Annotated in this window: 22 protein-coding genes; 14 read left to right on the forward strand and 8 right to left on the reverse strand. The window is 60.0% G+C overall.

Features of this window, described 5'->3' with window-relative positions:
- Positions 1-149: 149 nt before the first annotated feature.
- Positions 150-899, forward strand: a complete 750-nt coding sequence (locus tag ACOYXH_RS00735; RefSeq protein ID WP_175559635.1) for a FadR/GntR family transcriptional regulator — start codon at positions 150-152, stop codon at positions 897-899.
- A 4-nt stretch (positions 900-903) separates the two neighbouring features.
- Here ACOYXH_RS00735 and ACOYXH_RS00740 read toward each other — a convergent pair whose 3' ends face one another.
- Positions 904-1,284: a hypothetical protein gene (locus ACOYXH_RS00740; protein ID WP_095049740.1), complete on the reverse strand. Its 381-nt coding sequence runs from the start codon at positions 1,282-1,284 to the stop codon at positions 904-906.
- Between the two features lie 296 nt (positions 1,285-1,580).
- Here ACOYXH_RS00740 and kdgD point away from each other — a divergent pair, with 296 nt between their 5' ends.
- The 5 genes from kdgD to ACOYXH_RS00765 all read left to right on the forward strand — a co-directional run bounded on the left by kdgD (position 1,581) and on the right by ACOYXH_RS00765 (position 8,308).
- The gene (kdgD, locus tag ACOYXH_RS00745; RefSeq protein WP_093435890.1) at positions 1,581-2,492 is read left to right on the forward strand and encodes a 5-dehydro-4-deoxyglucarate dehydratase; all 912 of its coding nucleotides are present in this window, start codon (positions 1,581-1,583) and stop codon (positions 2,490-2,492) included.
- Positions 2,493-2,567: 75 nt separating this feature from the next.
- Positions 2,568-4,013 carry an aldehyde dehydrogenase family protein gene (locus tag ACOYXH_RS00750; protein WP_093435896.1) on the forward strand — a complete coding sequence of 482 codons (1,446 nt, stop codon included), beginning with the start codon at positions 2,568-2,570 and terminating at the stop codon, positions 4,011-4,013.
- 146 nt (positions 4,014-4,159) lie between these two features.
- Complete coding sequence (locus ACOYXH_RS00755; protein WP_095049741.1) at positions 4,160-5,521, forward strand: MFS transporter; 1,362 nt, start codon at positions 4,160-4,162, stop codon at positions 5,519-5,521.
- An 11-nt stretch (positions 5,522-5,532) separates the two neighbouring features.
- Positions 5,533-7,086 (forward strand): galactarate dehydratase, encoded by a 1,554-nt coding sequence (gene garD, locus ACOYXH_RS00760; protein WP_034154460.1) that lies wholly within the window; start codon positions 5,533-5,535, stop codon positions 7,084-7,086.
- Between the two features lie 280 nt (positions 7,087-7,366).
- On the forward strand, positions 7,367-8,308 hold the full coding sequence (locus ACOYXH_RS00765; protein ID WP_016984178.1) for an AEC family transporter: 942 nt from the start codon (positions 7,367-7,369) through the stop codon (positions 8,306-8,308).
- Positions 8,309-8,392: 84 nt separating this feature from the next.
- On the opposite strand, the gene ACOYXH_RS00770 is transcribed toward ACOYXH_RS00765, so the two are convergent.
- From ACOYXH_RS00770 to gatC, 6 genes are all read right to left on the reverse strand, one after another.
- Positions 8,393-8,770 carry a carboxymuconolactone decarboxylase family protein gene (locus tag ACOYXH_RS00770; protein ID WP_007915345.1) on the reverse strand — a complete coding sequence of 126 codons (378 nt, stop codon included), beginning with the start codon at positions 8,768-8,770 and terminating at the stop codon, positions 8,393-8,395.
- Positions 8,767-9,828 carry a calcium/sodium antiporter gene (locus ACOYXH_RS00775; RefSeq protein ID WP_095049742.1) on the reverse strand — a complete coding sequence of 354 codons (1,062 nt, stop codon included), beginning with the start codon at positions 9,826-9,828 and terminating at the stop codon, positions 8,767-8,769. The genes ACOYXH_RS00770 and ACOYXH_RS00775 overlap by 4 nt, the downstream gene beginning before the upstream one ends.
- A 46-nt stretch (positions 9,829-9,874) precedes the next feature.
- On the reverse strand, positions 9,875-10,249 hold the full coding sequence (locus ACOYXH_RS00780; protein WP_095112682.1) for a septal ring lytic transglycosylase RlpA family protein: 375 nt from the start codon (positions 10,247-10,249) through the stop codon (positions 9,875-9,877).
- 145 nt (positions 10,250-10,394) lie between these two features.
- Positions 10,395-11,840, reverse strand: a complete 1,446-nt coding sequence (gene gatB / locus ACOYXH_RS00785; protein WP_095125392.1) for an Asp-tRNA(Asn)/Glu-tRNA(Gln) amidotransferase subunit GatB — start codon at positions 11,838-11,840, stop codon at positions 10,395-10,397.
- Between the two features lie 10 nt (positions 11,841-11,850).
- Positions 11,851-13,302, reverse strand: a complete 1,452-nt coding sequence (gene gatA, locus ACOYXH_RS00790; protein ID WP_220557806.1) for an Asp-tRNA(Asn)/Glu-tRNA(Gln) amidotransferase subunit GatA — start codon at positions 13,300-13,302, stop codon at positions 11,851-11,853.
- Positions 13,303-13,318: 16 nt separating this feature from the next.
- Positions 13,319-13,606, reverse strand: coding sequence for an Asp-tRNA(Asn)/Glu-tRNA(Gln) amidotransferase subunit GatC (gene gatC, locus ACOYXH_RS00795; protein WP_007901429.1), 288 nt, complete (start codon positions 13,604-13,606; stop codon positions 13,319-13,321).
- 211 nt (positions 13,607-13,817) lie between these two features.
- On the opposite strand from gatC, the gene mreB reads away from it, so the two are divergent.
- The 8 genes from mreB (at position 13,818) to tldD (ending at position 24,998) form a co-directional block, all read left to right on the forward strand.
- Complete coding sequence (gene mreB / locus ACOYXH_RS00800) at positions 13,818-14,855, forward strand: rod shape-determining protein MreB (protein ID WP_002555108.1); 1,038 nt, start codon at positions 13,818-13,820, stop codon at positions 14,853-14,855.
- Positions 14,856-14,996: 141 nt separating this feature from the next.
- Positions 14,997-16,109, forward strand: a complete 1,113-nt coding sequence (gene mreC, locus ACOYXH_RS00805; RefSeq protein WP_095049746.1) for a rod shape-determining protein MreC — start codon at positions 14,997-14,999, stop codon at positions 16,107-16,109.
- Positions 16,109-16,600, forward strand: coding sequence for a rod shape-determining protein MreD (gene mreD, locus ACOYXH_RS00810; RefSeq protein WP_034154468.1), 492 nt, complete (start codon positions 16,109-16,111; stop codon positions 16,598-16,600). The genes mreC and mreD overlap by 1 nt, the downstream gene beginning before the upstream one ends.
- A 37-nt stretch (positions 16,601-16,637) precedes the next feature.
- Complete coding sequence (locus ACOYXH_RS00815; protein ID WP_093435934.1) at positions 16,638-17,234, forward strand: Maf family protein; 597 nt, start codon at positions 16,638-16,640, stop codon at positions 17,232-17,234.
- 58 nt (positions 17,235-17,292) lie between these two features.
- Positions 17,293-18,750: a ribonuclease G gene (gene rng, locus ACOYXH_RS00820; RefSeq protein WP_007915369.1), complete on the forward strand. Its 1,458-nt coding sequence runs from the start codon at positions 17,293-17,295 to the stop codon at positions 18,748-18,750.
- Between the two features lie 75 nt (positions 18,751-18,825).
- Positions 18,826-22,632: a YhdP family protein gene (locus tag ACOYXH_RS00825; protein ID WP_258709251.1), complete on the forward strand. Its 3,807-nt coding sequence runs from the start codon at positions 18,826-18,828 to the stop codon at positions 22,630-22,632.
- Positions 22,633-22,690: 58 nt separating this feature from the next.
- Complete coding sequence (locus ACOYXH_RS00830) at positions 22,691-23,551, forward strand: carbon-nitrogen hydrolase family protein (protein WP_095049749.1); 861 nt, start codon at positions 22,691-22,693, stop codon at positions 23,549-23,551.
- Between the two features lie 4 nt (positions 23,552-23,555).
- Complete coding sequence (gene tldD, locus ACOYXH_RS00835; RefSeq protein WP_034154473.1) at positions 23,556-24,998, forward strand: metalloprotease TldD; 1,443 nt, start codon at positions 23,556-23,558, stop codon at positions 24,996-24,998.
- Between the two features lie 51 nt (positions 24,999-25,049).
- On the opposite strand, the gene yjgA is transcribed toward tldD, so the two are convergent.
- Positions 25,050-25,574, reverse strand: a complete 525-nt coding sequence (gene yjgA, locus ACOYXH_RS00840; protein WP_007915377.1) for a ribosome biogenesis factor YjgA — start codon at positions 25,572-25,574, stop codon at positions 25,050-25,052.
- Between the last annotated feature and the right edge of the window lie 106 nt (positions 25,575-25,680).

Consider the following 25,680-nt stretch of genomic DNA (forward strand, 5'->3'; position numbering starts at 1 on the left):
CGTTGGGTCAGTCACATTGATGCTGAATGTGCGGACGTCATCGCGAGCAGGCTCACTCCTACATAAAGCGATGTAAACCGGAAAGTGATCGTACAACCCGCTTGAGCTATCATGCCCACAAGCCGAATTTTCGAGACAAGATGCACACCATGGAAAACCTGATCGACACCCCGCGTCTCCCGCGCAAGCGCCGCAGCCTGGCCCAGGAACTGGTGACGGTGCTGAGCGAGCAGATCCGCGATGGCCTGCTCAAGCGCGGTGACAAACTGCCTACCGAGTCGGCGATCATGGAAGCCCATGGCGTCAGCCGCACCGTGGTGCGCGAGGCGATCTCGCGTTTGCAGGCTGCAGGGCAAGTGGAAACCCGCCACGGCATCGGCACTTTCGTGCTCGACACGCCAAGCCCGAGTGGTTTCCGCATCGACCCGGCCACCGTCGTTACCCTGCGTGATGTTCTGGCGATTCTCGAATTGCGCATCAGCCTTGAAGTGGAATCTGCCGGCCTTGCCGCGCAACGTCGCAGTGCCGAGCAACTGGCGACCATGCGTGCCGCCCTTGATGCGCTCAACGAAAGCGCTGCCCATGCCAGTGATGCTGTTGCTTCGGACTTTGCCTTCCATCTGGAAATCGCGCTGTCCACCGGCAACCGTTACTTCACCGACATCATGACCCACCTGGGCACCAGCATCATTCCGCGTACGCGGCTGAATTCGGCACGACTGGCCCACGATGACCAACAGCACTACATGAGTCGCCTGAGCCGTGAGCACGAAGAAATCTACGACGCGATTGCCCGTCAGGATTCCGATGCGGCGCGTGCGGCGATGCGTCTGCACCTGACCAACAGCCGTGAAAGACTGCGCCAGGCTCATGAAGAGGCGCAGGCGCAGCGGGGTTAAGCCGTCAGGCCTCGATCCGCAACATCAACACCTGCGAAAACGGCTCCATACTCGACTCATCGACAAACTTGTAGCGCAATTCGACATCCGTGTTCAGGTACGGACGCAGTGCCTCTTTGGGGATCTGCAATTCGATCCCCATTAGTTTCTCCATCTCGTCTTCGGCATCGTCCCAGGTGCCGGTATCCACTTCTTCGCCTGCCCACAGGGGCGTTTCCGGGTCGTCGCCGAGAATCGGGTAAACGCTCCAGTTCGCCGGGAAGTCGCTGGAATCCGGGACGAGTGCGGTCAACACATCGGGCAGTGTCGATAGCTGAAGCGTGAGGATGTCGGAGGACGAAGCGGCGATTTGCGAAAGGGTCGGGGCAGCGTAATTCGTGGACATTTCGGTTTCCTTCGGTGGTCCGCCACGATCCTTCGTGGCAGTCGTCGCACCTTACCCGGCGTGGTAGCTGCGCTCAGTAAACGAATCTTGACCAGACATTTCTGCAATGTAGCCCAGTAAAAACGGGCCTTTACGCTGATTCGCCATTTGGCTTAAACACTTTTGTCCGACAAAAAAACACCCCCAACGATGAAATGCAGTTGACGGTTATCTTTTAAGTTGTACGATGACCTACAACTTCAGCGAAGGCTGAACGGACCAATCACAAAAAACGTTGCTACCAGGGTGTTCGAATAATGAATCCACAAGAACTGAAGTCCATCCTCTCTGCCGGCCTGCTGTCTTTCCCGGTGACCGATTTCAACGCGCAGGGTGATTTCAACCGCGCGGGCTACATCAAACGCCTGGAATGGCTGGCTCCGTATGGCGCTTCAGCCTTGTTCGCCGCCGGCGGCACCGGTGAGTTCTTCTCCCTGGCCGCCAGCGAATACTCGGAAATCATCAAGACTGCCGTCGACACCTGCGAAACCAGCGTGCCGATTCTGGCCGGCGTCGGCGGTTCGACTCGCCAGGCCATCGAATACGCTCAGGAAGCCGAGCGTCTGGGCGCCAAAGGCTTGTTGCTGCTGCCGCACTACCTGACCGAAGCCAGCCAGGACGGCGTTGCCGCTCACGTTGAAGCCGTGTGTAAATCGGTCAACATCGGCGTGGTCGTCTACAATCGCAACGTTTGCCGCCTCAACGCGCCGCTGCTGGAACGTCTGGCCGAGCGCTGCCCGAACCTGATCGGCTACAAGGACGGTCTGGGTGATATCGAGTTGATGGTGTCGATCCGTCGCCGCCTCGGTGATCGCTTCAGTTATTTGGGTGGTCTGCCGACCGCCGAAGTCTACGCCGCTGCCTACAAGGCGCTGGGCGTGCCGGTTTACTCCTCGGCGGTGTTCAACTTCATCCCGAAAACCGCGATGGACTTCTACCACGCGATCGCCCGTGAAGATCACGCCACTGTCGGTAAGATCATCGACGACTTCTTCCTGCCATACCTCGACATCCGCAACCGCAAGGCCGGTTACGCCGTGAGCATCGTCAAGGCAGGCGCGAAAATCGCCGGCTATGACGCAGGCCCGGTGCGGGCGCCGCTGACCGATCTGACCGGCGAAGAGTACGAAATGCTCGCCGCGCTGATCGACAAGCAAGGTGCGCAGTAACACCCGATAAAAGCGAGGCCGCTGAGCAATCAGCGGCTTTTTGCGTGAAGGCTTTGAGATGTGAGGGCTGCCCCTGTGACAACTGCAAAACGCTACGACAACTACATCAACGGTGAATGGGTTGCCGGTGCCGACTACTCGGCCAACATCAACCCTTCGGAACTGAGCGACACCATCGGCGACTACGCCAAGGCTGATCTGACTCAGGTTCACGCCGCCATCGACGCCGCCCGCGCCGCGTTCCCGGCGTACTCGACTTCGGGCATTCAGGCCCGTCACGATTCGCTGGATAAAGTCGGCAGCGAAATTCTCGCCCGTCGCGAAGAGCTCGGCACCCTGCTGGCCCGGGAAGAGGGCAAGACCCTGCCCGAAGCCATCGGTGAAGTGACCCGCGCCGGCAACATCTTCAAATTCTTCGCCGGTGAATGCCTGCGCTTGTCCGGCGACTACGTGCCTTCGGTGCGTCCGGGCGTCAATGTAGAAGTGACTCGCGAAGCGCTGGGCGTGGTCGGTCTGATCACCCCGTGGAACTTCCCGATCGCGATTCCTGCGTGGAAAATCGCCCCGGCCCTGGCCTACGGCAACTGCGTGGTATTGAAACCCGCCGATCTGGTTCCGGGCTGCGCCTGGGCACTGGCGGAAATCATTTCCCGCGCAGGTTTCCCGGCTGGCGTGTTCAACCTGGTGATGGGCAGCGGTCGCGTGGTTGGCGATGCGTTGGTGCAGAGCCCGAAAGTCGACGGCATCAGCTTCACCGGTTCGGTGGGTGTGGGTCGTCAGATCGCGGTCAACTGCGTGTCGCGCCAGGCCAAGGTTCAGCTGGAAATGGGCGGCAAGAACCCGCAGATCATTCTCGATGACGCCGACCTCAAACAAGCGGTCGAGCTGTCGGTGCAGAGCGCGTTCTACTCCACCGGCCAGCGTTGCACCGCGTCGAGCCGCTTGATCGTGACTGCCGGGATCCACGACAAATTCGTCGAAGCCATGGCCGAGCGCATGAAGTCGATCAAGGTCGGCCACGCGCTGAAATCCGGCACTGATATCGGCCCAGTGGTTTCGCAAGCGCAGCTGGAACAGGACATGAAGTACATCGATATCGGCCAGTCCGAAGGTGCGCGTCTGGTCAGCGGCGGTGGCTTGGTGACCTGCGACACCGAAGGCTACTTCCTCGCGCCAACCCTGTTTGCCGACAGTGAAGCGTCGATGCGCATCAGCCGCGAAGAAATCTTTGGCCCGGTGGCCAACATTGTTCGCGTGGCCGATTACGACGCGGCGCTGGCGATGGCCAACGACACCGAGTTCGGTCTGTCGGCGGGTATTGCGACCACCTCGCTGAAGTACGCCAACCACTTCAAACGTCATTCGCAAGCCGGGATGGTGATGGTCAACCTGCCGACCGCTGGCGTCGATTACCACGTTCCGTTCGGCGGCCGTAAAGGTTCATCCTATGGATCACGTGAGCAAGGCCGCTATGCGCAAGAGTTCTACACGGTCGTGAAGACCAGCTACATCGGTTCCTGATAAGGCAATACCCCTGTAGGAGTTGCCGAAGGCTGCGATCTTTTAAGATCAAAAGATCGCAGCCTTCGGCAGCTCCTACAGGGAATAGATGCAAGACCAAAGAAGATTCACCCGCGCATAAAAATAATCAGTGGGAGTACATCTACATGCAATCGTCCAAGCCGACTCACGTCCGCTATTTGATCCTGCTCATGCTGTTTCTGGTGACCACGATCAACTACGCCGACCGCGCCACGATCGCCATCGCCGGCTCCAGCCTGCAAAAAGATCTGGGCATTGACGCGGTCACCCTCGGCTATATCTTCTCCGCATTCGGTTGGGCCTATGTGGCCGGGCAAATTCCCGGCGGCTGGCTGCTCGATCGCTTCGGCTCGAAAAAAGTCTATGCCCTGAGCATTTTCACTTGGTCGCTGTTCACCGTGCTGCAAGGCTTTGTCGGTGAGTTCGGCATGTCCACCGCCATCGTTGCGCTGTTCATGCTGCGCTTCCTCGTGGGCCTGGCTGAAGCGCCTTCGTTCCCCGGCAACGCGCGCATCGTCGCCGCGTGGTTCCCGACCGCTGAACGCGGTACCGCTTCGGCGATCTTCAACTCGGCGCAATACTTTGCCACCGTGTTGTTCGCACCGCTGATGGGCTGGATCGTTTACTCCTTTGGCTGGGAGCACGTGTTCATCGTTATGGGGATTCTCGGGATCATCTTCTCGCTGGTCTGGCTGAAAGTGATCTACAGCCCGCGTGAACACCCGCGTATCAACGAAGCCGAGTTCAAACACATCGCTGAAAACGGCGGCATGGTCGATATGGACCAAAAGGGCAAAAAGTCCGACGGTCCGAAGTGGGATTACATCCGTCAGTTGCTGACCAATCGCATGATGCTCGGCGTGTATCTGGGCCAGTACTGCATCAACGGCATCACCTATTTCTTCCTGACCTGGTTCCCGGTGTATCTGGTGCAAGAGCGTGGCATGACCATTCTCAAGGCCGGTTTCATTGCCTCGTTACCGGCAATCTGCGGCTTTATCGGCGGCGTACTCGGCGGGGTGATTTCCGACTATCTGCTGCGCAAGGGCCACTCGCTGACCTTCGCGCGCAAAGCGCCGATCATTGCCGGCCTGCTGGTTTCCAGCAGCATCGTTGCCTGCAACTATGTTGAAGTGGAATGGATGGTCGTTGGCTTCATGGCTTTGGCCTTCTTCGGCAAAGGCGTTGGTGCACTCGGCTGGGCAGTGGTTTCCGACACTTCGCCAAAACAGATCGCCGGCCTGAGTGGAGGCCTGTTCAACACCTTCGGCAACATTGCATCGATCACCACGCCGATCGTGATTGGCTACATCATCAGCTCCACTGGCTCGTTCAAATGGGCGCTGGTGTTTGTCGGTGCCAACGCACTGGTCGCGGTGTTCAGCTATCTGGTCATCGTTGGCCCGATCAAACGTGTGGTCCTCAAAGAGCCGCCAACCAATGGCGGTACTGAAGCCACCGGTAAATTGTCTCAAGCGCATTCCTGAGGAGCGGCGTCATGCAGTTGATTGAACATTCCGACTCGCCGCGCCACATCCGCCTGCACGAGCGGGACAATGTGGTGGTCGTGGTCAACGACCAGGGCGCTCCGGCCGGCACTGAATTTGCCGATGGCCTGGTGACGCTGGAATTTGTGCCGCAGAGCCACAAGGTCACCCTTGAAGACATTCCCGAGGGCGGCCAGGTGATTCGCTACGGTCAGGTGATTGGCTACGCGTTGCAGCCGATTCGCCGAGGCAGTTGGGTCAAGGAAGATCAACTGCGCATGCCGACCGCGCCGCCGCTGGACAGCTTGCCGCTGTCCACCGAGGTGCCGGACGCGCAGGCACCGCTGGAAGGTTTCACGTTCGAGGGTTATCGCAACGCCGACGGCACCGTCGGCACGCGCAACATTCTCGGCATCACTACGACCGTGCAGTGCGTCACCGGCGTGCTTGATCACGCGGTAAAACGCATCAAGGAAGAGCTGCTGCCGAAGTATCCGCACGTCGATGATGTGGTGGCGCTGACTCATAGCTATGGCTGCGGCGTGGCGATTACCGCCACCGACGCCTACATCCCGATTCGTACCGTGCGCAATCTGGCGCGCAACCCGAACCTCGGTGGTGAAGCGCTGGTGATCAGTCTGGGCTGCGAGAAATTGCAGGCCGGGCAGGTCATGCACGAGGACGATGCTTCGGTGGATCTCAGCGATCCGTGGCTGTATCGCTTGCAGGATTCCAGTCACGGTTTCACCGAGATGATCGAGCAGATCATGGCGCTGGCCGAAGTCCGTTTGAAGAAACTCGACCAGCGCCGCCGCGAAACCGTGCCAGCGTCCGAGTTGATCCTCGGCATGCAGTGCGGCGGCAGCGATGCGTTTTCCGGCATCACCGCCAACCCGGCGCTGGGCTACGCCTCGGATTTGCTGTTGCGGGCGGGGGCGACGGTGATGTTTTCCGAAGTCACCGAAGTGCGCGATGCGATTTACCTGCTGACTTCACGCGCCGAAAGCAAAACCGTTGCCGAGGAGCTGGTGCGCGAGATGGACTGGTACGACCGTTACCTGGCCAAGGGCGAAGCGGATCGCAGCGCCAACACCACGCCAGGCAACAAGAAGGGCGGGCTGTCGAACATTGTCGAGAAGTCGCTGGGTTCGATCGTCAAGTCCGGCAGCAGCGCAATCAATGGCGTACTTGGCCCTGGCGAGCGCTTCAAGCAGAAGGGTTTGATTTTCTGTGCGACCCCAGCGAGTGATTTTGTTTGCGGGACGTTGCAGTTGGCGGCGGGGATGAACCTGCATGTGTTCACCACCGGGCGGGGTACGCCGTATGGTTTGGCGATGGCGCCAGTGGTGAAGGTCTCGACGCGTACGGAGTTGGCGCAGCGCTGGCCGGATCTGATCGATATCGACGCCGGGCGGATTGCTACCGGGCGGGCGACCATCGAGGAGTTGGGTTGGGAGCTGTTTCACTATTACCTGGATGTGGCGAGCGGCAAGCAGCAGACATGGGCGGAGAAGCACAAGCTGCATAACGACATTACGTTGTTCAATCCGGCGCCGATTACCTGATGGTTTTTTGAAGGGGGGAGTAAAAGCTACCCTCATCGGAACGCCGCCCGCCCATCCCTCTCCCGGGGGGAGAGGGGGCCGATCCGGGAATATTTAAGAAGTACATCGACCTGAAAGTGCTTTGCCGAATCCATAATCGACTCGGTCTTGCAGGTCGATGTATGCCGCAAAACACCTCGGTCAGTCCCCTCTCCCTCGGGGAGAGGGTTAGGGTGAGGGGCTTTTCAAGCTTTTGGCTTATCATTAGCCCCCTAACGACGCTCACCCAAGGCTCCCCGGCATGCTGGCAATCTTTCTCGAAACCCTGAACATCACCGCGCCGGTTTTTGCCATGCTGTTTCTCGGTGTGCTGCTCAAGCGCATCGACTGGATCAACGACAACTTCATCCACACGGCCTCGTCGCTGGTGTTCAACGTCACCATGCCGGCGCTGCTGTTCCTCGGCATTCTGCATGCCGACCTGCACGCCGCGTTGCAACCGTCCCTGCTGATCTACTTTTCCCTCGCCACGCTGGTGAGTTTTGCCCTGGCCTGGGGCTGGGCGATTTTCAAATGCCCGCGCGAAGATCGCGGCATCTACACCCAGGGCGCGTTTCGCGGCAATAACGGCGTGATCGGTCTGGCGCTGGCGGCGAGCATGTACGGCGATTACGGGATTTCCCTCGGGGCGATTCTCGCGGCGCTGGTGATCCTGTTTTACAACACGCTGTCGACCATCGTGCTCGCGGTATACAGCCCGGTGATCAAATCCGATCCGTGGAGCATCTGCAAAAGCGTGTTCAGCAATCCGTTGATCATCAGCGTGATTGCGGCAGCACCGTTTGCCTATTTCAAGATCGGTTTGCCGGGCTGGCTGGAAACTTCCGGCCAGTATCTGGCGCAGACCACCTTGCCATTGGCGCTGATCTGCATTGGCGGCACTCTGTCGCTGGCGGCGCTGCGCAAGAGCGGCAACATGGCGCTGAGTTCGAGTCTGGTGAAGATGGTTGGTTTGCCAGTGCTGGCGACCCTGGGGGCGTGGTTGTGGGGCTTTCGTGGGGCGGAGTTGGGGATTCTGTTTCTGTATTTCGGTAGCCCGACGGCGGCGGCAAGTTTCGTCATGGCGCGGGCGGCGCAGGGCAATCATGAACTGGCGGCGGCGATTATCGTAATGACCACGTTGATGGCGGCGATTACCACCAACGTCGGGATCTTCGTTTTGCAGTGGGGTGGGTGGATATAAAGGCAAGATCAAAAGATCGCAGCCTGCGGCAGCTCCTACAGGAGACCGCATTTCCATGTAGGAGCTGCCGAAGGCTGCGATCTTTTAGCTTTTCTCGTAACTGTCGATCACTTCCTGCGCTGCCCGAAACGCATCGATCGCCGCCGGCACGCCGGCATACACTGCGCAATGCAGCAACGCCTCACGGATCTCGTCCACCGTGCAGCCGTTGTTCAGCGCGCCGCGCACATGACCTTTCAACTCTTGCGGGCACTTCAATGCGGTCAGCGCGGCGAGGGTGATCAAACTGCGGGTTTTCAGCGGCAAACCTTCACGATTCCACACGCCACCCCAGGCATGTTCATTGACGAAATCCTGCAACGGCTGGGTGAACTCGGTGGCGTTGCCCAGCGCGCGATCAACAAACGCATCGCCCATTACCTGGCGGCGGACTTCAACCCCGGACTTCTTCGATTCGGTCATGGTTTATCACTCTTGTGGTGTTGGCGGCGCCAGGCGCGGATCGACGTGAACAGCAGGAACGTCAACAGCGTCGGCAAGACATAAAACAGCATCAGCCGCTCAAGCTTGCCGGCCAGCGGCATGCCGGTGGTAAACGACACCACGTGCAGCCCGTACGCCAGGTACAAACCGAGCAACAGCAAACCTTCGGCGCGCGTCACGCGGTAGCCGGAATAGAACACCGGCAGGCACAGTGCGGCAACGCCGAGCATCACCGGCAAGTCGAAATCCAGTGCGTTCGGCGACACCGACAGCGGCGTCGGTGCGATCAATGCGGTCAGGCCGAGCACCCCGAGCAAGTTGAACAGGTTGGCGCCGATCACGTTGCCGACGGCGATGTCGCGTTGTCCGCGCAAGGCTGCGATCAATGACGTAGCCAGTTCCGGCAGCGACGTGCCGACGGCCACCACGGTCAGGCCGATGACGCGCTCGGAGAATCCAAGATCAGTAGCTACCACAACCGCGGCGCCCAGCAGCAGATGCCCGGCAAACACCAGCATCGCCAGACCGATAACGATCATTAACAGGCTGCTGAACCACGAGGCTTGCGCCGTTTCAGGATGTTCCGAATGCGGTCGCGTCGAATGCCGTGACTGGCGCAGCAGTAAACCGAGATACAACGCCAAAGCCGCCAACAACAGGATGCCGTCGAAGCGCCCGATCTCTTCATTCCATGCCAGTACGAATACCAGCAGGCTGGCACCGATCATCAGCGGAATATCCAGGCGCACCAGTTGCCGCGAGACGCGCAGAGGAATGATCAGCGCGGAAAGCCCTAGGGTGACAAGGATATTGAAGATGCTGCTGCCGACCACACTGCCTACGGCGATGTCCGGGTTATGCGCCAGCGCCGCTTGCAGGCTGACGGCCATTTGCGGTGCGCTGCTGCCGAGGGCGACGATGGTCAGGCCGATGATCAGCGGTCGCACATGCAGGCGTGCTGCCAGGCGCACCGCCGCGCGCACCATAAGTTCGGCGCCGAAGATCAGCAGGCACAGGCCGGCGAGCAGTTCGATCACGCTGATCAGGGGTAAATCGGCTAATCCGAAAATGGTCAGCGCTCCATCAGTCGTCGAGAGCCTGCACGCGAACCCGCGCGGTGCCGCTGCGCAGCATGCCGAGTTGTTCGGCGGCCTCACGGGACACATCGATCAGGCGTCCACGGGTATGCGGGCCACGGTCGTTGATGCGGACCACAACAGATTCATCGTTTTTCAGGTTGGTGACCTTCACCCGCGTGCCAAAGGGTAGCTGGCGGTGGGCGGCGGTCAGGGAATTCTGGTTGAACGGCTCGCCACTGGCGGTCCGTTTACCGTGGTGCTTGGCACCGTAATAAGAGGCGACACCGGTCTGGTCGTAACCGTGCGGGTCGATAATGTCGGTGCTGGCGCAACCGGCCAGCAAGGAGAGCAGGGCGCAGGCGCCGAGCAGACGTTTCATTCAGATACTCCAAAGTGATCGTTCCCACGCTCCAGCGTGGGAATGCATCCCGTGACGCTCTGCGTCACACCGCAATGGACGCGGAGCGTCCGGGGCGGCATTCCCACGCAGAGCGTGGGAACGATCCCCGAGCGCGGGGCCAGAATCAGCCTTCGAGCTTGCTTTTCAGCAGTTCGTTCACTTGCTGCGGGTTGGCTTTGCCTTTCGACGCTTTCATCGCCTGACCGACAAAGAAGCCGAACATCTTGCCGCGTTTGGCTTCATCAGCCGCACGGTATTGTTCAACTTGCTCGGCGTTGGCCGCGAGCATTTCGTCGAGCACGGCCGAGATCGCGCCGCTGTCGGTAACCTGCTTCAGGCCACGTTTTTCGATGATCTCGTCTGCGCTGCCTTCACCGTTGGCCATCGCTTCGAACACAACCTTGGCAATCTTGCCGGAGATGGTGTTGTCCTTGATGCGCAGCAGCATGCCGCCCAGCAGTTCAGCGGAAACCGGCGACTCGTCGATGTCCAGGCCTTGCTTGTTGAGCAGGCTGCCCAACTCGACCATCACCCAGTTCGCCGCCAGTTTCGCGTCGCCGCCGATGGCTGCGACTTTCTCGAAGTAGTCCGCTTGCTCACGGCTGGTGGCCAGCACGTTGGCGTCGTACGCCGACAGACCGAACTGGCTCTGGAAGCGCTCGCGTTTTTGCGGTGGCAGTTCCGGCAGGGTGGCGCGCACCTCGCCGAGGAACGACTCTTCGATGACCACCGGCAGCAGGTCCGGATCGGGGAAGTAACGGTAGTCGTTGGCTTCCTCTTTCGAACGCATCGGACGGGTCTCGTCCTTGTTCGGATCGTACAGACGGGTCTGCTGGATCACTTTGCCGCCGTCTTCGATCAGCTCGATCTGACGCTGGATCTCGGAGTTGATCGCCTTCTCGATGAAGCGGAACGAGTTGACGTTCTTGATCTCGCAGCGCGTGCCGAACTCAACCTGGCCTTTCGGACGGATCGACACGTTGCAGTCGCAACGCAGCGAGCCTTCGGCCATGTTGCCGTCGCAGATACCCAGATAACGTACCAGCGCGTGGATCGCCTTGACGTAAGCCACGGCTTCCTTGGCGCTGCGCATGTCCGGCTCGGACACGATTTCCAGCAGCGGTGTGCCGGCACGGTTCAGGTCGATGCCGGTGGCACCGTTGAACTCTTCGTGCAGGCTCTTGCCGGCGTCTTCTTCCAGGTGCGCGCGGGTGATGCCGACACGTTTGACCGTGCCGTCTTCCAGGGCGATGTCCAGGTGGCCCTTGCCGACGATCGGCAACTCCATCTGGCTGATCTGGTAGCCCTTCGGCAGGTCCGGGTAGAAGTAGTTCTTGCGCGCGAACACGTTGTGCTGACCGATCTCGGCGTCAATCGCCAGACCGAACATCACCGCCATGCGCACCGCTTCCTGGTTCAGCACCGGCAGAACGCCGGGCATACCCAGGTCGATCAGGCTGGCCTGAGTGTTCGGCTCGGAACCGAATGTGGTGGAACTACCGGAAAAGATTTTCGACCGGGTAGTGAGCTGAGTGTGAATCTCCAGCCCGATCACGACTTCCCATTGCATGTGTGTCTCCTCAGAAGCCGGTTGGGGTGCGGGTGTGCCAGTCAGTGTTGAGCTGATACTGGTGGGCAACGTTCAACAGGCGACCTTCCTGGAAATACGGCGCGAGCAACTGCACGCCCACCGGCAGACCGTCGACAAAACCGGCCGGCATCGACAGGCCCGGCAGGCCCGCGAGGTTGGCGGTGATGGTGTAGACGTCTTCCAGATAGGCAGCGACCGGGTCGCTGTTCTTGGCGCCGAGTTTCCAGGCCGGGTTCGGCGTGGTTGGGCCGAGGATGATGTCGACCTCATTAAAGGCAGCCATGAAATCGTTCTTCACCAGGCGACGGATCTTCTGCGCTTTCAGGTAGTAGGCGTCGTAGTAACCGGCGGACAGCGCGTAGGCACCGACCATGATCCGGCGCTGCACTTCCGCGCCGAAGCCTTCGCCACGGGAGCGCTTGTACAGGTCGATCAGGTCTTTCGGTTGCTCGCAGCGATGGCCGAAACGCACGCCGTCGAAACGCGACAGGTTCGAAGACGCTTCTGCCGGCGCGATCACGTAGTACGCAGGGATCGCGTGCTGCATGTTCGGCAGGCTGATTTCCTTGATCACCGCACCGAGCTTCTGCAGCTCTTTGATGCTGTTCTGGATCAGCTCGGCTATGCGCGGGTCGAGACCGGCGCTGAAGTATTCCTTCGGCACGCCGATGCGCAGGCCTTGCAGCGAGTCGCCGAGGCTTGCGGAGTAATCCGGCACCGGCTCATCGATGCTGGTGGAGTCGTTCTGATCGAAGCCGGCCATACCTTGCAACAAAATCGCGCAGTCTTCGGCGGTGCGCGCCAACGGGCCGCCCTGATCAAGGCTGGAGGCGTAAGCAATCATGCCCCAGCGCGAAACACGACCGTAGGTCGGTTTCAGGCCGGTGAGGTTGGTGAACGCAGCTGGCTGACGGATCGAGCCGCCGGTGTCGGTGGCCGTGGCCGCAGGCAACAGACGAGCGGCTACTGCCGCCGCCGAACCGCCGGACGAACCGCCCGGCACGTGTTCCAGGTTCCACGGGTTTTTCACCGCGCCGTACCAGCTCGACTCGTTGGCCGAACCCATGGCGAATTCGTCCATGTTGGTCTTGCCCAGGGTCACAGCGCCGGCAGCCGCCAGTTTTGCAACCACGGTGGCGTCGTACGGAGCCTTGAAGTTGTCGAGCATCTTCGAGCCACAGCTGGTGCGAATGCCCTGGGTGCAGAACAGGTCTTTGTGAGCGATCGGCGCGCCGAGCAGGGCGCCGCTCTCACCGTTGGCCCGGCGTGCATCGGCGGCTTTCGCCTGCTCGAGCGCCAGCTCTTCGGTGAGGCTGATGAAACTGTTGAGCTGCGGATCGAGCTGGGTGATGCGCGCCAGCAGGACTTTGGTCAGCTCTTCGGAGGAAAACTTTTTATCGGCGAGACCGCGGGCGATCTCGGCCAGAGTCATTTGATGCATTGCAGGCTCTTTCCCTTTAGTCGATGACTTTCGGAACCAGATACAGGCCGTTTTCGACCGCTGGTGCGATGGATTGGTAGGCCTCGCGGTGATTGGTCTCGGTCACAACGTCGGCGCGCAGGCGCTGACTGGCTTCCAGCGGGTGGGCCAGAGGCTCGATTCCGTCGGTATTAACAGCCTGCATTTCGTCGACCAGACCGAGAATGCTGTTGAGGGCGGAAGTAATGTGTGGAAGATCGGCATCATTAAGGCCAAGGCAGGCCAGATGAGCGATTTTTTCCACGTCGGAGCGTTCTAGCGCCATCGGGATTCTCCTGTGGAAAACAGAACGGACGGCGTCCGTGTGTTAGATTGTCGGAACACTACCGCACTTCTACGGTCATAAGGCCGCGATTGTGGGGCTTGGTGCACAGAAAAGCGGCCAATTTAACATATTGGCGCCTTGCCCAAAATCCCTGTCGTTGTTAGAGTTTGCCGCACTTTTTTACCCACGCGTTGCCTAGGGTCCCTTTCCCATGTTCAAGAAACTGCGTGGCATGTTTTCCAGCGATCTTTCCATTGACCTGGGCACTGCCAACACCCTTATTTACGTGCGCGAGCGCGGTATCGTCCTGAATGAGCCATCGGTTGTGGCCATTCGGACACACGGTAACCAGAAAAGTGTCGTTGCTGTCGGCACCGAAGCCAAGCGCATGCTCGGCCGTACGCCGGGCAACATTGCTGCCATTCGTCCGATGAAAGACGGCGTGATCGCCGACTTCAGCGTCTGCGAAAAGATGCTGCAATACTTTATTAACAAGGTTCATGAAAACAGCTTTCTGCAGCCTAGCCCTCGTGTGCTGATCTGCGTTCCATGCAAATCCACCCAGGTTGAGCGTCGCGCCATCCGTGAATCGGCCCTCGGTGCCGGTGCCCGTGAAGTGTTCCTGATCGAAGAGCCAATGGCGGCTGCGATCGGTGCCGGCCTGCCGGTCGAAGAAGCGCGCGGCTCGATGGTCGTGGATATCGGTGGTGGTACCACTGAAATCGCGCTGATCTCCCTGAACGGTGTGGTGTATGCCGAATCCGTCCGCGTTGGCGGCGACCGCTTCGACGAAGCGATCATCACTTACGTGCGTCGTAACTACGGCAGCCTGATCGGTGAATCCACCGCTGAGCGCATCAAACAGGAAATCGGCACGGCCTACCCGGGCGGCGAAGTTCGCGAAGTCGACGTTCGCGGTCGCAACCTGGCCGAAGGCGTTCCACGCGCATTCACCCTGAACTCCAACGAAGTGCTGGAAGCTCTGCAAGAGTCCCTGGCAACCATCGTTCAGGCTGTGAAAAGTGCCCTGGAGCAATCGCCGCCGGAACTGGCTTCCGACATCGCCGAGCGTGGCCTGGTGCTGACCGGTGGTGGCGCGCTGCTGCGTGACCTCGACAAGTTGCTGGCCCAGGAAACCGGTCTGCCAGTGATCGTTGCCGAAGATCCGCTGACCTGTGTGGCTCGCGGCGGTGGCCGTGCATTGGAAATGATGGATAAGCACACCATGGACCTGCTCTCGAGCGAATAAGTCGCCGAGTGCAATACGTGGGTGAGCGCGCAGGCAGCACTTTGCAGTGCTGCCTGTTGGCGTTTATCTTCTGTCAGTCTTCATCCAGGCCGGTTTGATGCCGTATGAATAAACAGAACATTTGCCTGGGAGGAGCGGCTTATTAAACCGCTTTTCGCCAAGGGCCCTTCGTTGGGCGTGCGCCTGTTGGTGCTGGCCGTGCTATCGATCGCGCTGATGGTGGTCGATGCCCGCTTTGACCTGCTCAAGCCTGCGCGCAAGCAAGCGTCGCTGGTGCTGATGGATGCCTACTGGATCACCGACCTGCCGGGTCGCTTGTGGGAAGGTGTCGCCAGCCAGTTCGGCAGCCGCACCGAGCTTGTCGCCGAAAACGAAAAACTCAAAACCGAAAACCTGCTGCTGCAGGGGCGCATGCAAAAGCTTGCCGCCCTCACCGAGCAGAACGTTCGGTTGCGCGAGTTGCTCAATTCCTCTGCACTGGTCAACGAAAAGGTCGAAGTGGCCGAGTTGATCGGCATGGACCCCAACCCGTTCACCCATCGCATCATCATCAATAAAGGTGAGCGTGACGGTGTGGTGCTCGGTCAGCCGGTGCTCGATGCGCGCGGTCTGATGGGCCAGGTGGTCGAGTTGATGCCTTACACCTCGCGTGTCTTGCTGCTCACTGACAGCACACACAGCATTCCGGTACAGGTCAATCGCAACGGGCTGCGGGCCATTGCCAGCGGCACCGGCAACCCTGAGCGCCTGGAGTTGCGCCACGTCGCCGACACGGCCGATATCAAGGAAGGCGATCTGCTGGTCAGCTCCGGCCTTGGTCAGCGTTTCCCGGCAGGCTATCCGGTCGCGACGGTGAAGGAAGTGATCCACGATTCCGGTCAGCCGTTCGCCATCGTTCGCGCCGTACCGACCGCCGCGCTGAACCGCAGCCGCTACATGTTGCTGGTGTTCAGCGACAACCGCACCGCCGAAGAGCGTGCCAACGATGCGGCGCAAGCGCAGGAAAATCTTGATGCTTTTGGCGGCGGCCCGATTATTCCGGCCACTGTACCGAAAACCGTGACCCCGCCTGCCGCAGCCACTGCGACGCCCGCGACGCCTGCCGCACCGACCGCCGCCGCTAGCGCCACACCGGCCAAGCCCGCGGCAAGCAAACCGCCAGCGGCGGCCAAACCTCCAGCTGCCCAGCCGGCTGCGCGACCTGCGGCCAAACCGCCCGTCAATGCACCAGCGACAACCGGGAGACAAGAATAATGGTCGGGGCTACCGCATCGCGTAACGGCTGGATTGTCTGGCTGACGTTTGTTGTCGGCATACTCCTGAGCGTGTCGCCATTGCCGATTTTCATGGAAATCCTGCGCCCGCTATGGCTGGCCTTGCTCCTGACATTCTGGGCTTTGTATATGCCGCACACAGTGGGCATGGTCACGGCGTTTTGCCTGGGCCTGGCCGAAGACGTGCTGCAGGGCGATCTGCTCGGTCAGAACGCGCTGATCCTGACCCTGATCACCTTCCTCGTATTGTCATTGCAGCAACGCCTGCGGATGTTCCCGATGTGGCAGCAGTGCCTGGTGATTCTGGTGATTTTCGGCCTCGCGCAACTGGTGCAATTGTGGCTCAGTGCCTTGACCGGTAACCGTCAACCAACCCTGGCGCTGGTACTTCCAGCGCTGGTCAGTGCCTTGCTCTGGCCTTGGGTCAGCTTTGCCCTACGCGGATTGCGCCGACGCTACAAAATCAATTGAACCGGTGAAGTTGGGCACTGAACAGGGAGATGTTTTGATGAAGCCGCTTTACCTCGCCTCCGGATCGCCGCGTCGGCGTGAATTGCTCACGCAGATCGGCGTTCCGTTCTCCGCCATCAGTGCGGATATCGACGAAACCCCATCACCCGAAGAGTCGCCCTCGGCCTATGTCGATCGCTTGGCGCGCGGCAAAGCCGAGGCCGGACGCCGCACGGTCGTGTCCACTCAGCCATTCTGCGTGCTGGGTGCTGACACTGCCGTGGTGCTGGACGGCAAAATTCTGGGCAAACCGGTGGACGAAGCCGATGCATGCGCCATGCTGATGATGTTGTCCGGCAAGGAGCATGAAGTGTTGACCGCCATCGCCGTGCTTGAAGACGAGCGCTGCGAGTCGCGGGTGGTGCGCAGTCTGGTGCGGTTTCGCGCGATCAGCATTGAGGAAGCGGCCGCTTACTGGGCCAGTGGCGAGCCACGAGACAAGGCCGGTGGTTATGGCATTCAGGGGCTCGGCGCGGTGTTTGTCGCGGGCCTCAATGGCAGTTACTCGGCGGTGGTCGGGTTGCCGATTTGCGAAACCGCAGAACTGTTAGGCCATTTCGGCATACCCTGTTGGCAAAACCTGAACGCGCAATAAGCGTCGTACGAATCCAGATGCGGCCATTATCGTGAACACGCCTGAACGAGATCCTGCCATGAGTGAAGAGATTCTGATCAACATCACGCCGATGGAGTCGCGCGTGGCGGTGGTCGAAAACGGTGTGCTGCAAGAAGTCCACGTTGAGCGCACACAAAAGCGCGGGATTGTCGGCAACATCTATAAAGGCAAGATCGTCCGCGTGCTGCCGGGTATGCAGGCAGCGTTTGTCGACATCGGCCTGGACCGCGCGGCATTCATTCACGCCGCCGAAATCTCTCTACGTGAAGGTCCTGCGGTCGAAAGTATCAGCGCGCTGGTGCACGAAGGTCAAAGCCTGGTGGTGCAAGTCACCAAGGACCCGATCGGTTCCAAAGGCGCGCGCTTGACCACGCAGCTGTCGATACCTTCGCGTTATCTGGTGTACATGCCACGCACCGCCCACGTCGGCATCTCTTTGAAAATCGAAGACGAAGCCGAACGCGAACGCCTCAAGCAGGTGGTCAGTGATTGCGTGGCCAAGGAAGGCATCAAGGAGGCCGGTGGTTTCATTCTGCGCACCGCCGCCGAAGGCGCTGGCGCCGATGAAATCCTCATGGACATCCGTTACCTGCGACGTCTGTGGGATCAGATCAACGAACAGATCAAAACCATTGCCGCGCCAAGTGTGATTTACGAAGACCTCGGCTTGGCGCTGCGTACATTGCGCGATCTGGTTAACCCGAAAATCGAGAAGATTCGCATCGATTCCCGGGAAACCTTCCAGAAAACCACGCAGTTCGTCGCCGAACTGATGCCGGAAATCGCCGATCGTCTGGAACACTACCCGGGTGAACGACCGATTTTCGACCTCTATGGCGTCGAAGACGAAATCCAAAAAGCCCTCGAACGCAAGGTGCCGCTGAAATCCGGTGGCTATCTGGTGGTGGATCCGGCGGAAGCCATGACCACCATCGATGTGAACACCGGGGCTTTCGTCGGCCATCGCAACCTCGAAGAAACCATCTTCAAGACCAATCTCGAAGCGGCCACCGCGATTGCCCGGCAAATGCGCCTGCGCAACCTGGGCGGGATCATCATCATCGACTTCATCGACATGGAAGATGAAGAGCATCAACGCCAAGTGTTGCGCACGCTGGAAAAACAACTGGAACGAGATCACGCCAAGACCAACATCATCGGCATCACCGAATTGGGCCTGGTGCAGATGACGCGCAAGCGTACTCGGGAAAGTCTGGAGCAGGTGCTGTGCGAACCGTGCAGCAGCTGTCAGGGGCGCGGCAAACTGAAGACTGCAGAAACCATCTGTTACGAGATTTTCCGCGAGATTCTCCGCGAGGCCCGGGCCTATCAGGCTGAGGGTTATCGTGTGTTGGCGAACCAGAAAGTGGTGGATCGCTTGCTTGACGAAGAATCCGGTAACGTCGCCGAGCTTGAAGGGTTTATCGGTCGCACCATACGCTTCCAGGTGGAAACCATGTATTCCCAGGAACAATATGACGTGGTGCTGCTCTGATCCCCTGCGTCACTTTTATTCCACCGCGGCTGGCCTCAGCTTTTCGCAGTATTTTTGCCATGGGAGCCAACTGACATGGAGCGTCTGACACGCATTTTGGCCACATTCACCCGCTGGGGGCTGGGCCTGTGCGCGTTGGTTCTGGTGTTGATGGCGTTGTACGTCAGTCTCGGTCGTGAGCTGACCCCGTTGGTGGCCGAATATCGCGCCGACATCGAAGACAAGGCCAGTGCCGCCCTCGGCATGCCGTTGCAGATCGGCGAACTTGAAGGCAACTGGAGCGGTTTTGCGCCGATCCTGCTGGCCCATGATGTGATGGTCGGCGCTGGCGCCAATGCGTTGCGTCTGGATCGGGTACGGGCGGTACCGGATCTGTGGGCCAGCCTGCTGGCGCGCGAAGTGCGCATTGCCCACCTTGAACTCAACGGCCTGAAAATCAGCCTCAAGGAAGCCGAGGACGGCAGTTGGGCGCTGGAAGGCTTGCCGGTGCAGAACGATCAACCGCTCGACCCGCAGCAACTGTTCAATCGCTCGCAAATGATTCAGCAACTGTCGGTGCTCGACAGTCAGGTGACCCTGCAACCGCTGGATCACGCGCCGCTGACCCTAACTTATGTCGGCCTTAATCTGAAAACCGGCGCCAGCCGTCAACGGCTCGATGCGCGTTTGACCTTGCCGGATGGCCAGCCCGTTGCACTGAGCCTGCGCACGCGGATTCGCCCCGAGCAATTGAAGGACAGTGTGGTGGACGGTTACGCCAGCCTGCCGCAAAGCGACTGGTCGAAATGGCTGCCAGAGCGTCTTACCCAACAATGGAATTTTTCCGAGATCAAAGCCGGCGGCGAACTCTGGGTCAATTGGGCCAAGGGCACGCTGCAGAGTGCTGCGTTACGCTTGAATGCTCCGCAACTGACCGGCGCCTATGCCGATCGCAAGCCGATCCAGATCAATAATCTGGCGCTTAACGCCTACTACCAGAACAGTGCCGAGGGCGCGACCGTTACCCTCGATGCACTGGCGATGAGTTTCGGCGAAAGCCGTTGGGAGTCGCATGTACAACTGAAGCAGACGCGCGCGACCGACAAGGTGGACGAGCTCTGGCACTTGCAAGCGGATCGTCTGGATCTGACTCCGATCACCCCGTTGCTCAATGCGTTGGGGCCGTTGCCGCAAGGTTTCGCTACGGCTGTCGATCATCTGAAAGTCACCGGTGGCCTGCGTAACGTGCTGCTGGATTTCCGCCCCAATGCCACCGATGGCAATAAGTTCAGTTTCGCCACCAATCTGGACAATGTCGGTTTCGACGCCTATCACGGCGCTCCGGCGGCTCGAAACGTCAGCGGTAGCCTCAGCGGCAACCTCGACGGTGGCGAGTTGCGCATGGACAGCAAGGATTTTGTCCTGCACCTCGACCCGATTTTCGCTAAGCCATGGCAGTACATTCAGGCCAATGCACGCCTGACCTGGAAGCTCGACAAAGACGGCTTCACCCTGATCGCTCCGTACCTGAAGGTGCTTGGCGAGGAGGGCAAGATTGCCGGCGATTTCCTGATACGCCTGCATTTCGACCATAGCCAGGAAGACTACATGGACCTGCGGGTCGGTCTGGTCGATGGCGACGGTCGTTATACCGCCAAATATCTCCCCGAAGTGCTTAGTCCAGCACTCGACGAGTGGCTGCGTACGGCCATTCTCAAAGGTGCGGTCGACCAGGGTTTCTTCCAGTATCAGGGCTCGCTGAGCAAAAATGCCGGGGAGGCCGACCGCAGCATCAGCCTGTTCTTCAAAGTGCACGACGCTGAACTGGCCTTCCAGCCGGGCTGGCCGCACGTAAGCAAGGTCAGTGGCGATGTGTTTATCGAAGACAGCGGTGTGCGGATCTGGGCTGACAAGGGCCAGTTGCTCGACACTCAGGTCAGCGATGTCTTCGTCAATATTCCCCATGTGCCGGCCGGACAACATACGCACATGTATCTCGATGGCGGGTTTGCCGGCGGCCTCGGTGATGGTCTGAAAATTCTTCAGGACGCACCGATCGGCACCGGTGAAACCTTTGCCGGATGGGAAGGGGCGGGGGATCTGCAAGGCAAGCTCAAACTGGACATCCCGCTGGACAAGGGCGGCGATCTGCCGAAGATTCTGGTCGACTTCAAAACCGCCAATGCGCGCCTGAAACTCGCCGAGCCAAAGCTGGAGCTGACTCAACTCAAAGGCGATTTCCGCTTCGACAGCGCCAAAGGACTCAGCGGGCAGAACATCGCCGCGCGGGCGTTCGACAAACCGGTAACCGCACAGATCTTCGCCGATGGCAGCCCCGGCAAGCTCAAGACCCGGGTCGCCGCATCCGGTCAGGTCGAAGTGAAGAAACTCACCGACTGGCTGGGCGTGACACAACCACTGCCGGTCTCCGGAACCATTCCTTATCAGTTGCAATTGAATCTGGACGGCGCCGACAGCCAGTTGATGGTCAGCTCCAGCATGAAGGGTGTGGCGGTGGATCTGCCGGCACCGTTCGGTATGGCGGCAGATGTCGGACGCGATACCGTGTTCCGCATGACCTTGCAGGGGCAGGAGCGGCGTTATTGGTTCAACTACGACCAACTGGCCAATTTCACCTTCGCGGCACCGCCGAGCAATTTTGCCGAGGGCCGGGGCGAATTGTTCCTCGGTGCCGGCGAAGCGGTGCTGCCGGGCGCCAAAGGCTTGCGGATTCGCGGCGTGCTCTCGGAACTGGACGTCGCGCCGTGGCAGGATCTGGTGAACAAATACGCCGGGCAGGATCCGGGCGGCAGCGCCAAGCAATTGCTCAACAGTGCTGATTTCAAGGTCGGTAAGCTCACGGCATTCGGGACCACGCTGGATCAGGCGTCGGTTCAGGTCAATCGCAAGCCGGGCGCGTGGAATCTGTCCCTCGATAGCCAGCAGGCCAAAGGCTCGGCGAACCTGCCGGATGCCAAAGCCGTGCCGATTGCGGTCAATCTGCAATACGTGAAGCTGCCGGCGCCGGACCCGACGGTGCAGGCTGACGAGAATTCGCCGGACCCTTTGGTTTCGGTGGATCCGACGAAGATTCCGGCGCTAGATATCACGATCAATCAACTGTTTCTGGGGCCGGATCTGGTCGGTGGCTGGTCTTTGAAAGTGCGACCAACCGCCAAGGGCATCGCCCTGAATAATCTCGACATGGGCCTCAAAGGCATCCTGTTGCAGGGCAATGGCGGCTGGGAAGGTGCGCCCGGGGCGACCAATAGCTGGTTCAAGGGCCGGATTGGCGGCAAGAACCTCGCCGATGTGCTCAAGGGCTGGGGCTTTGCGCCGAGCGTGACCAGCGAAGAATTTCATATGGACGTCGACGGCCGTTGGCCGGGCTCGCCGGCCTGGCTGGCGACCAAGCGCTTCTCCGGCACGCTCGATGCGTCGTTGAACAAAGGTCAGTTTGTTGAAGTAGAGGGCGGCGCGCAGGCGTTGCGAGTATTTGGCCTGCTTAACTTCAACTCCATCGGCCGGCGTCTGCGTCTGGACTTCTCCGATCTGTTCGGCAAAGGCTTGAGCTACGACCGGGTCAAAGGCCTGTTAGTGGCGAACAATGGTGTGTATGTCACCCGTGAGCCGATTCGCCTGACCGGTCCTTCGAGCAACCTTGAGCTGGACGGTACGCTGGACCTGGTCGGCGACAAGGTCGATGCCAAGTTGCTGGTGACCTTGCCGGTGACCAACAACCTGCCGATTGCCGCGTTGATCGTTGGCGCACCGGCGGTCGGCGGCGCGTTGTTCCTGATCGACAAACTGATCGGTGACCGTGTGGCGCGCTTTGCCAGTGTGAAATACACCGTCAAAGGCCCATGGAAAGAGCCGAAAATCACCTTCGACAAGCCTTTTTGAACAGCCAGCCACTGAACCGATGGAGTAGCATGGCCGCATATCTCTTGCGGAGTTCGCCATGTCTTTAGCGGTGATTCAAATGGTCAGCCAGAGCGACGTGCTGGCCAATCTGGCTCAGGCCCGGCGCCTGCTCGAACAGGCAGCGGCCGGTGGCGCGAAGCTGGCGGTGCTGCCGGAAAACTTCGCCGCCATGGGCCGTCGCGACGTCGCTGACATCGGCCGTGCCGAAGCATTGGGCGAAGGACCGATCCTGCCGTGGTTGAAACAGACCGCCCGCGACCTCAAGTTATGGATAGTGGCCGGTACTTTGCCCTTGCCTCCAGTGGATCAGCCGACGGCCAAAGCCAATGCCTGCTCGCTGCTGGTCGATGAACAGGGCGAAGTCGTTGCACGCTATGACAAGTTGCATCTGTTCGATGTCGATGTGGCGGACAATCGCGGCCGTTATCGCGAATCCGATGACTATGCTTATGGCAGTGGCGTTGTCGTTGCCGATACGCCCGTGGGGCGAGTCGGTCTGACCGTGTGTTATGACTTGCGCTTTCCCGAGCTGTACAGCGAATTACGTGCCGCCGGTGCAGAGTTGATTACCGCACCGTCAGCTTTTACTGCGGTGACCGGCGCAGCGCATTGGGATGTGCTGATTCGCGCACGCGCCATCGAGACACAGTGTTATGTGCTTGCCGCAGCACAAGGCGGAACCCATCCGGGACCGCGAGAAACCTTCGGCCATGCGGCGATTATCGATCCGTGGGGCCGTGTGCTGGCGAGTCAGGATCAAGGCGAAGCGGTGTTGTTGGCCGAGCGCGATAGCAATGAACAAGCGTCCATCAGGGCGCGAATGCCGGTGACGCGTCATCGGCGGTTTTTCTCGCAGGGCGCACAGCGGCCTGCCTCAGAACACGAATTTAAGGCGTAAACCTATGAGCGAGTTGTTGTCCTCAGTCAGTGATCACCTGTTGGCGCCCGGCGGCGTGACGATCGAGAGTCTGCAAGGCGTGCTCGGCGATCTGGCCGGCCCCGGCATCGATGCGGCGGATCTGTATTTCCAAGGGCAGATTTCCGAGTCCTGGGCGCTGGAAGACGGCATCGTCAAGGAAGGCAGCTTCAACCTTGATCAGGGTGTCGGCGTACGCGCGCAGTCCGGTGAGAAAACCGGTTTCGCCTACAGCAACGCGATCACCCTCGAAGCCCTCGGCGCAGCCGCCCGCGCGGCGCGGTCGATCTCCCGGGCCGGGCAGAACGGCACAGTCCAGGCGTTTACCACTCAAGATGTTGCACAGTTATACGCGCCGGATAACCCGCTGGAAGTGTTGAGCCGCGCCGAGAAAGTCGAGCTGCTCAAGCGCATCGATGTCGCCACCCGCGCGCTCGACCCGCGTATCCAGCAGGTCAGTGTGAGCATGGCAGGGGTCTGGGAGCGGATTCTGGTGGCCTCCACCGACGGCGGGCTGGCGGCGGATGTACGGCCGCTGGTGCGATTCAATGTCAGCGTGATCGTTGAGCAGAATGGCCGTCGCGAGCGTGGCGGGCATGGCGGCGGCGGGCGTACCGATTACCGTTATTTCCTTGCCGAAGACCGCGCCATGGGCTATGCCCGTGAAGCGTTGCGCCAGGCGCTGGTGAATCTGGAAGCGATTCCGGCGCCGGCCGGTACGTTGCCGGTGGTGTTGGGTTCGGGCTGGTCTGGCGTGCTGTTGCACGAAGCGGTCGGCCACGGTCTGGAAGGCGATTTCAACCGCAAGGGCAGCTCGGCGTACAGCGGTCGCATGGGTGAAATGGTTGCGTCGAAACTCTGCACCATCGTCGATGACGGCACCTTGAGCGGCCGTCGCGGTTCGCTGAGCGTTGACGACGAGGGCACGCCGACCGAGTGCACCACGCTGATCGAAAATGGCGTACTCAAAGGCTACATGCAGGACAAACTCAACGCGCGCCTGATGGGCGTGGCTCGCACCGGCAACGGGCGCCGGGAGTCCTATGCGCATCTGCCGATGCCGCGAATGACCAACACCTACATGCTCGGCGGCGAAAGCGATCCGGCGGAAATCATTGCTTCGGTGAAGAAGGGCATTTACTGCGCCAACCTCGGCGGTGGTCAGGTCGACATCACCAGCGGCAAGTTCGTGTTCTCCACCAGTGAGGCGTATCTGATCGAAGACGGCAAGATCACTGCGCCGGTCAAAGGCGCGACGTTGATCGGCAACGGCCCCGAGGCGATGAGCCGGGTGTCGATGGTCGGTAACGATCTGGCGCTGGACAGCGGCGTAGGCACGTGCGGCAAGGATGGGCAATCGGTGCCGGTAGGCGTCGGTCAGCCGACGTTGAAAATCGATGCGATCACCGTGGGTGGCACGGGCGCATAAGAATAGGTGGAGCTTCGGGTGGCGCGCAGGGCGGCCACCCGGTGGCGAATATCAACGCAGACCGCGTTGAGTTTCGTCCAGCTCACGGATGTACTTGAAGATCTTGCGGCTGGAAGCAGGAGGTTTGTTTTGCGCAACCTCATGCTGAGCCTGACGGATCAGGGAACGCAGTTGCTGGCGATCGGCGTCCGGATACTCGACGACGAATTTTTCCAGCACGGCATCGTCGCCCGCGATCAGGCGATCACGCCAGCGTTCGAGATTGTGGAAACGCTCGTTGTACTGGCGAGTGGAGGCATCAAGTTGATCGAGCAAGGTCAGAATCGCGTCAGTGTCCTGATCGCGCATCAGTTTGCCGATGAACTGCAGGTGCCGTTTACGCGCGATGTTCGCGGTGTGCTTGGGCGCATCGGCCAAAGCCCGGCGCATAGCGTCGGTCAGCGGCAGTTTTGCGATCAAGTCTGGCTTGAGTGTTGTCAGGCGCTCGCCGAGGTCAACCAGAGCATGCAGCTCGCGTTTGACCTGAGATTTGCTTTTTTCTCCCGTATCGAGGGAGTCGTCGTAAGAATCAACCATGGTGGCAGTCCGCAAAGAAACGCCGCCATGATAACCAGTCGGGGGCCGCTTGTCCGGCCCGGTCGCTCGATGACCCCAGCCGAAAGCAGAATTTGAGTGGAGATGA

The sequence above is a fragment of the Pseudomonas sp. Mb7 genome, from assembly GCF_054790525.1.